Raw genomic sequence first — 8,669 nt, forward strand, 5'->3', positions numbered from 1 at the left:
AGCCCTTGCCTATTGGAAGGGCTTTTTAATTCAGAATTAAAATAAATTTGAAAAGAAAATGCTGAATCTATAAAATAAGGTCGTTATTTCAAAATTAAAGGAGAGGAAGAGGGAAGATGACGACCTTTGATGAAAGAGAACTGAAGGAGCATCTATTTAAACAAAATGCGATTGACTTTTATGACTTTGTGGCCAAGTACGACGATCAAATGGTCCCAATTATGAAAGCTAGAGGATACANTTGTGTACATTCCATGGAACGTACAGTTGCTTTTACATTTGGAGAATTTACCTTCCGTCGCCGTCGATGGAAAAAAGGAGATAAATGGGTGATTCCAGTTGATGAAAAATTAGGACTGAAGAAGAATGTTCGATTCTCCTGGGAATTTATGTATCAGATTGCTATACTATCTACGATGATGCCTTATGACAAAGTAACTCAGGTTATTCAGCTGACTTATCACATTACAATTACTAAGCCTACAGTAGTTCAAGCTGTTAAGCTTTGTGACAAACTGCTAGAAGAACGTGCAGCTTATCGTTTATATGAGGAGTCTATTAGTCGAGATAAACAAAAAGTCGATGTTATCTATATTGAAGGTGACGGTGTTATGGTGAAAGCACGTAACAGTGATACAGAGAATCGTCATTATGATTTGTCTCACTTCGTTGTGCATACTGGAAGCCATAAAGTTGGTAGTAATCGTTTCGAACTAAAAGATAAAAAAGAATTTGTAGCCTTGGATAATCGCTTAGTCAGGGAGCAAGTCTTGGACTATCTTTACAACACTTACGAGATAACTGATCAAACATTACTGATCACTAATTCTGATGGTGGCCACGGTTATACACCCTATATTTTTAAAGAGATTGCCAAGGCGCTGAAAATCAAACGACATGAGCATTTCTGGGACGAGTATCATGTAAACCAGAAACTAAAACAGTTCTTTAAGCCCTATTCAGAGGAGCTTCTTGATAAAGCTTTTCAGGCGATTAAGCAGCATGATAAAGGGAAACTTCGTACAGTTCTTGATACGACAGAAGTATTGGTTTTAACAGAAGAAGAACTTGAAGCTTTTGAAGACTTTAAAAGAAAGTTGCTTAATAATTTTCAGTACACTAAGCCAGCAGAGTTGAGAGGCTTCAGTCATGCAGGTATAGGTATTATGGAAAGTCAACACAGAAAGATTACGTACAGAATGAAGAAACGGGGCATGTACTGGACGGTATGGGGTGCTGAAACTATGAGTCGTATCATTGTTCTTAGTTATGAAGATAAATTACGAGATCTATTTTTTGGTTCTTGGAGGGAGGATTACGAAAAATTAGTTGAGTTAGAATCTTTATCAGCTGGATCTATCAAGACAAAATTAAATCAAATTGAGAGAGAATATAGTCTGCGTCGGTTGAGTAAAAAAGAAAGTCAACGGGCTTTTTGGTCCAATAAATAGATAAAAAGTTATATAACTAGATATATACAAATAACCTTTCAAAAGAAAGGCTTTTTGTGCTACAAAATTGAAGAAAATACTTGCTTAGTGTGTCTCCGTGTGTTATAATTTAACTAAATTAATCGAATAAAAAAAGACGAAGGTGCGTCAACACCTCCGCCTTACCGAGTAAGAACCACCACTTCTTACTCAGTCTCTAATTTATGATACAGGATAAATGTATCATTGTCAAGGGCTGAGCAAGAATTGTTCAGCTTTTTCTTTACATCTCGGTAATAAGTTCTTCTCAGACAATACAGTATTGACCATTCTAAAAAATTCTACCGCATACATGAGAAATGTTTCACATTGACAAAAGTCTCAAGATTTGCCATAATAAGATAAACAAAAGCCGTTCTGACGGCTTTTTTAGTGAATAAAAAGAGGTAATATTGTGTCGATTTTAGAAGTAAAAAATCTCAGTCATGGTTTTGGCGACCGTGCTATTTTTGAAAATGTCTCCTTTCGACTTTTAAAAGGAGAACATATTGGTTTAGTCGGTGCCAATGGTGAAGGTAAATCAACTTTCATGTCTATCGTTACAGGCAACCTGCAGCCTGATGAGGGCAAGGTGGAGTGGTCAAAATACGTAACAGCAGGCTATCTTGATCAGCATACTGTACTTGAAGCTGGCATGACCGTTCGCGATGTTTTACGTACTGCATTTGATGAACTTTTCAAAACAGAGGCACGTATCAATGATATTTACATGTCCATGGCCGATGAAGGGGCGGACGTAGATGCTCTGATGGAAGAAGTCGGAGAACTTCAAGATCGTCTGGAGAGCCGTGATTTCTATACTTTGGATGCCAAGATTGATGAGGTAGCGCGTGCTCTTGGCATTATGGATTTTGGCATGGACAGTGATGTGACAGAGTTATCTGGTGGACAACGGACAAAGGTACTTTTAGCAAAATTATTACTTGAAAAACCAGATATTTTATTGCTAGATGAGCCGACAAACTATCTGGATGCCGAACATATCGCTTGGCTCAAACGTTATCTTCAGAATTACGAAAATGCCTTTGTCCTCATTTCACATGATATCCCATTTTTAAACGATGTCATCAATATCGTTTATCACGTTGAAAATCAAGATTTAGTGCGTTATAGTGGTGATTATGATAATTTCCAATCGGTTTACGCCATGAAAAAAGCACAATTGGAGGCAGCTTATGAGCGTCAGCAAAAAGAAATTGCTGATTTGCAGGATTTTGTCAACCGAAACAAAGCCCGTGTAGCAACTCGAAACATGGCCATGTCCCGACAGAAAAAATTGGATAAAATGGATATCATTGAACTTCAAGCTGAAAAACCAAAACCAAGCTTTGAGTTTAAAGAAGGCCGTACTCCGAGTAGATTTATCTTTCAAGCTAAGGACCTTGTGATTGGATATGACCGCCCTTTGACAAAACCGCTTAACTTGACCTTCGAACGTAATCAAAAAGTAGCCATTATCGGAGCAAATGGTATTGGTAAAACAACACTGCTGAAGAGCTTGCTAGGGATTATACAACCGCTCGAAGGTGGAGTAGAACACGGAGACTTCATCGAACTGGGATACTTTGAACAAGAGGTCGCTGGTGGAAATCGACAAACACCTTTGGAAGCTGTTTGGGATGCTTTCCCTGCCCTTAATCAAGCTGAGGTGCGTGCGGCTTTAGCACGATGTGGACTAACTTCTAAACATATCGAAAGCCAAATTCAAGTGCTTTCAGGTGGTGAGCAAGCAAAGGTCCGTTTCTGTCTACTGATGAACCGTGAGAATAATGTACTTGTCCTTGATGAACCGACCAACCACTTGGATGTGGATGCCAAGGATGAACTTCGCAGAGCACTTCAAGCATTCAAAGGCAGTATCCTCATGGTCTGCCACGAACCAGAATTTTATCAAGGATGGACAGAAGTCTGGGATTTTAATGAGTTAATTTGATGACTACTAGGCTTTAGAATATATGAAAAAGAGTTAAGGGTTGTAATTGAATGTCCAATTCCAAATTGGGACAGTATTTAACAAAATACGAAAAGCTAGAAGAATCTCTTTAAAAGAGATAAGCGAGGAAAAATTTTTCTATTTCCATGTTATCAAGGCTTGAAAATGGACGATTTGAAATTTGTGCTGAAAAATTGTTCGATTGCTTAAATCATATTTATTTGAATATAAGCGAATATAATGAGCGTATAGAAAACTCTGCCATTCATGAAGCAATAGGGGAAATAAAGGCAAAGATAGAAAACAACAAGTTGATGTAGAAAATGGCTTAAAAATAGTATAACGGCATTGGCATTGAGTGAAACAAATTTGAAGCGGTGAACTATTAATGAAAAAGTGTTATTGCTGATTCCACAGGGAACATAGCTTATTGGAAATCAGATAAATTTGACCTACCCTAGGGTAGGTCATTATTTCTTCACGGATTAACCGCAAATCATGCTATGTTTGAACAGCAGTTTCTTTCTCTAAAAAGGTATGTCATTTGTGAATAGTAGTATCAATGATTTTTAATATACAAGCGATTTAAATGGTATTATACTATAAATAAAAGAGACAAAAGCAAATAGAAAGTAAGGAGAGACTGTAGCATATGGAGTACACTAAATTAGGTCAAACAGGTTTAGAAGTTTCTAAATTGTGTTTAGGGTGCATGAGTTTTGGTGATCCGGACCGAGGATTTCATTCGGGTTGGGTTTTAAAAGAAGAGGATAGTCGTAAGATTATCAAAAAAGCCCTGGATCAAGGCATTAATTTTTTTGACACCGCAAATATTTACGGCTTGGGTTCTAGTGAGGAAATTCTAGGACGTGCCATTCGCGACTTTGCCAAACGTGAAGATGTGGTCATCGCAACGAAGTTATTCTTTGGAGATGGGAGAAATGCAACAAAACTGTCTCGTAAGGCTATCTTTCATCAAGTTGAAGAAAGTTTAAAGCGTTTAGGAACTGACTACATTGATATTTTATATATCCACCGTTGGGATTATGATACTCCAATCGAAGAAACGATAGCTGCCTTGAATGATTTAGTGCGTTCTGGCAAAGTACTTTATCTAGGGGCATCAGCTACGTATGCTTGGCAATTCCAAAAGGCGCAATACATTGCAGAAAAAAATGGCTGGACCAAGTTTTCCGTAATGCAAAACCACTATAATCTGCTCTATCGAGAAGATGAGCGGGAAATGATTCCATTTTGTAAGGATTCAGGGGTCGGTCTAGCGCCATATAGTCCTCTTGCAGCTGGACGAATTGTTCGAGATTGGTCTGCAGACACTGCCCGAAGTAAGACGGATGAAGTGTCAAAATCTAAGTACGATTCAACCGAATTGGAAGACAGAAAAATTGTTAACCGTGTAGCTGACCTTGCAGAAAAATATCAAAAATCTCGTTCACAAATTGCTTTGGCTTGGCTATGGCAAAAAGGAATTCACAGTCCAATTGTAGGGGTTACTAAAGAGAAATACCTTGATGATTTCATGGGTGCTTTTGGATTTGAATTGACCGCCGAAGATATTGATTATCTTGATGAACTCTATCTACCTCACAAAATTGTTGGAGCTCTGTAATGGATTCGATGATTAGGAATGGTATCCATGGACTGATAGAGATTGTTTTTTAAGAAAAAAGAAAGTGAGATGAACCAAATGCAACATGTAGTATTAAACAACGGTGTTAAAATGCCGATTTTAGGGTTTGGTGTTTTTCAAATTCCTGCTAGCGAGACTAAACAAGCAGTTTTAGACGCTATTCAGGTAGGTTATCGCCATATTGATACCGCACAATCTTATGCTAACGAAAAAGAGGTTGGTGAGGCCATTGCAGCATCAGGAATTCCAAGAGAAGAGTTTTTTGTTACTAGTAAGGTCTGGTTGGAGCATTACGGTTATGAAAAAACACGTCAGTCTGTGCTGGCTTCTCTTGAAAAAATGGGCTTGGATTACCTAGACTTGATGTTACTTCATCAGCCATTCTCAGATTACTATGGCTCTTATCGGGCCTTAGAGGATTTGTACAAAGAAGGGAAACTCCGTGCCATAGGTGTTAGCAATTTCTACCCAGACCGTTTGAGTGATCTAGTAGCTTTTAATGAAATCACCCCACAGGTCAATCAAGTAGAAACACATCCCTTTAACCAACAAATCTTTGCTCAAGAAAACATGATTAAAAATAATGTACAGATTGAGTCGTGGGCAACATTCGCAGAAGGCAGAAACAATATTTTTACCAATCCTGTGTTAGTGAGGATTGCGGAAAAATATGGCAAGTCCACTGCTCAAATCATGGTCCGCTGGCAGGTCGAACGTGGTATTGTTTGTTTAACAAAATCTGTTAAGCCAGAGCGTATGGCAGAAAATATCGATGTTTTTGACTTTAGCCTGTCAGAAGAAGATATGGCAGAAATCGCAAAACTGGATACAAAAGAAAGTCTCTTTTTCAATCATCAGGATGCTAGCACGGTAGACCTATTTCTTGGTTTCATTGAACAAAGAAGAGGGAAATAGTCACATAATAATAAAACACTAAGATTCTCAATGCATCTTAGTGTTTTATTATTATGTGACTTTCAGTCCGTTTCGCTCCGCAGGTGCGAAACAAATAAACCACCCGCTATGCGGGTGCGCATCGCTGGTTATACCAAAAAAACTCCAAACGCGATACAATAAATGTGTTCAAGCCTAATGTAAAGCGAAAGGAGCAAAATATGGCACAAAAGGCACATAGTTTATCTCACACAAAGTGGATGTGTAAATACCACATTGTGTTTGCAACACTCATCTGAATCACACAAAGGCAATTTGGATGTGATAGTACCTGTTTCTCCCACACCGGATATGTAACCGGTTGCCCGGAAGAAGTCATCATAATCTTCTTTCGAGCAACCTTTGATGAAGATGTGACAGTGACGCTCATCATTTTCATCGGTGATATAAATGCGCTCCACAAAGGTCTGTATCAGCGTTACAAGCACATCGGGTGCGGCGTTTTCGGCATATTTCCCGAAGGAGAGCAGCCGTTCCTTGATTTCTTCAATATCACGGATAGCGTACATCTGACTTTGTCTGCTATCCTCTAATTTTTGCAACAATTTTTCCGTTTCAGAAAGCTCGTCCGTTAGTCCCTTTACATCGTCTTGAATAAACCGTTTTAAGTTTTCGTCTGCTTCCCGCAGATTTTTCACCTGATTTGAAATAGCAGTTTCAAGCTGTGCTTTCTTTTTCTTTAGTTCAATTAGTTCCTGTTCGTTCTGAGAACTCTTGAAAATATCTGAAGTCTTCTGATTGAGTAATTTGATAAAGTATTCGCTGTCCTCATCGGATAGATTGGATAACTGTTTGACTACAAATTCATCAAGCAGTACACCGTCAACAGCACGGAAAGTACATTCGCCTAAACGATAGCCGGGACAGACATATTTGAATCTCGGCTTACCGTTTGTCCATCGGTTTGATTCGGAGATAACTCGCAGGCGTTTTCCACAAAGCGGACAGTATACTAGTCCTGCCAGCAGAGCACTAGTCTTTCGGTGCGGGCGGTTATATTTTGCTGCGATGGAATCAAGCATATTTTGTGTATCAATCCATTGCTGACTCGGAATAAAGCCTTCGTGCCTGCCAACCGAGATAATCCATTCAGAAACAGGCTTTGCAGACATTAATTGCACAAATTTTGGAGAAATGAAGGTGCTGTCAGCGTCCTCAAACTTCTCTTGGTCGGTTTTGTTATAGGCGGATAAGCCGTGCTGACCGTCAAACTCTGACAGCTCAGCGCATACTCCACCGCCGTTTTCGTAGAAATAGTTGTAAGCAATTTCATCAGCAACGCAGTAAACAGGATTTTTTAATAATAATCTTGTAGTGGAAGTGTTGAATTTGCTGCCAATTTTTGTGCGATAGCCAAGCTCATCCATCTTGTCTGCTGTTTTCTTAATAGAACGGGTTTCCGAAAATACAGCGTAGAGTTTTTGTATCATTGCTTTTTCTTCGGGAATGCTCTCCAAATAACTGTAAGCTGATTTGTTTTTGCCGGTGCCAGTCTTTACACGCTTTACTGTGAAACCTGTGGGTGTATTTCCGCCAAGCTAACGTCCGTCTTTAGCCAGCTCCATCATATTATCTGCGATACGCTCGGTCAGAGTATCACGCTCAAATTCCGCAACCACAGCAAAAATCTGAATGAATATTTTGGATACACCGGAAGCGGTGTTGATATTGTTGGAGCAGATCAGCAAATCCACCTTGTGCTTTTCAAGAAAATCAAGCAAGCGTAAAAGGTCACTGGTCTTTCTGCCGATACGGTCTGACTTGTAGCAGACAATGGCACGGATTTTACCCATTTCAATATCGTGGAGCATACGCTGGAAATCAGGACGGTCGGAATAGTAACCAGAGAGTCCTTTATCCTCATATTCCATAAAGTTGTAATTGTCGTTAAGCTGAAGTTCTCTTTTGGCATATTCAGCGCATTGCTTAAACTGTACGCCGATACTGTCGCCTTTATTTGTAATGCGAGACTTTCGGGCGTAGATAGCTATGCCACGATTGTCCTCATTGTTTCGTTTTTGTTTTTTCATCATAATTACTGCCCTCCTCACTGTCTGATTATACCGCCATCCCTGTAACCGTTTCTATTGTGCGGCCTCGTTTTTGAAGGTCGGATAGAAGTAAGCGTAAGGTTTCGATATCAAAGACACGGATTTTCTGCTCAAGGTATTCCATTCTCTTGTTCTGGAAAGTGCGCAACGAATTTTCATAATCGCTTCCTCTGTGAATTACAGCGTTCATCTTAAAATCCATAGGCGCACCTCCTATCTTGAATCTCTGTCACGCAAGCGCTTTCGATGATACGCTTCGCAGAGTTTTACAATGGTTTCTTCCATTTGAGTGGTAGTATAATCTTTTCCCCACTTGTCAAGTCAAGTGCAACAAGTTCATTGATAACTAGAGTTCCAGAGGTTAAGCTGTTTGGGCTAGCCCAAACAAAATATTTGCGGTTTTATACTTGTGAAGTCGTCTAGGTCTGTCATTGATAGCAGAGACGTAGTGATTGAGTTCTTCTGTCGTTAGTGAGTTAAGAGAGACACCTTTTGGGAGAAACTCTCTCAAGAGACCATTGAAATTTTCATTTGTTCCTCTTTCATGAGAAGCATAAGGATGGGCAAAATAGACTTCCACACCTTTTAAGTCT

General features: G+C 39.4%; 7 protein-coding genes and 2 pseudogenes. 5 read left to right on the forward strand and 4 right to left on the reverse strand.

Annotated elements, in window-relative coordinates; all coding sequences use genetic code 11:
- The first annotated feature begins 116 nt into the window (after positions 1 to 116).
- The 5 genes and pseudogenes from A3I7_RS0103980 to A3I7_RS14480 all read left to right on the forward strand — a co-directional run.
- A complete protein-coding gene (locus A3I7_RS0103980; RefSeq protein ID WP_018375487.1) occupies positions 117 to 1,451 on the forward strand; it encodes an ISLre2 family transposase in 1,335 nt (444 codons plus the stop codon).
- 433 nt (positions 1,452 to 1,884) lie between these two features.
- On the forward strand, positions 1,885 to 3,423 hold the full coding sequence (locus tag A3I7_RS0103985) for an ABC-F family ATP-binding cassette domain-containing protein (RefSeq protein WP_018375488.1): 1,539 nt from the start codon (positions 1,885 to 1,887) through the stop codon (positions 3,421 to 3,423).
- Between the two features lie 652 nt (positions 3,424 to 4,075).
- On the forward strand, positions 4,076 to 5,050 hold the full coding sequence (locus A3I7_RS0103995) for an aldo/keto reductase (RefSeq protein ID WP_018375490.1): 975 nt from the start codon (positions 4,076 to 4,078) through the stop codon (positions 5,048 to 5,050).
- Positions 5,051 to 5,128: 78 nt separating this feature from the next.
- Positions 5,129 to 5,986: an aldo/keto reductase gene (locus tag A3I7_RS0104000; RefSeq protein ID WP_026217118.1), complete on the forward strand. Its 858-nt coding sequence runs from the start codon at positions 5,129 to 5,131 to the stop codon at positions 5,984 to 5,986.
- A 200-nt stretch (positions 5,987 to 6,186) separates the two neighbouring features.
- Positions 6,187 to 6,249: pseudogene (locus A3I7_RS14480) on the forward strand (IS200/IS605 family transposase); the annotation flags it as partial.
- Positions 6,250 to 6,822: 573 nt separating this feature from the next.
- On the opposite strand, the pseudogene A3I7_RS14485 reads toward A3I7_RS14480, so the two are convergent.
- The 4 genes and pseudogenes from A3I7_RS14485 to A3I7_RS0104020 all read right to left on the reverse strand — a co-directional run.
- Positions 6,823 to 7,482, reverse strand: a pseudogene (locus tag A3I7_RS14485) (recombinase family protein); the annotation flags it as partial.
- A gap of 81 nt (positions 7,483 to 7,563) precedes the next feature.
- Positions 7,564 to 8,058, reverse strand: a complete 495-nt coding sequence (locus A3I7_RS14355; RefSeq protein WP_018375493.1) for a recombinase family protein — start codon at positions 8,056 to 8,058, stop codon at positions 7,564 to 7,566.
- A gap of 25 nt (positions 8,059 to 8,083) precedes the next feature.
- The gene (locus A3I7_RS0104015) at positions 8,084 to 8,278 is read right to left on the reverse strand and encodes a hypothetical protein (protein WP_018375494.1); all 195 of its coding nucleotides are present in this window, start codon (positions 8,276 to 8,278) and stop codon (positions 8,084 to 8,086) included.
- A 159-nt stretch (positions 8,279 to 8,437) separates the two neighbouring features.
- A partial coding sequence (locus A3I7_RS0104020) for an IS30 family transposase (RefSeq protein WP_018375495.1) occupies positions 8,438 to 8,669 on the reverse strand: 232 nt, incomplete at its 5' end.

This window comes from Streptococcus orisratti DSM 15617 (genome assembly GCF_000380105.1).
Taxonomy (GTDB): Bacteria; Bacillota; Bacilli; order Lactobacillales; family Streptococcaceae; genus Streptococcus; species Streptococcus orisratti.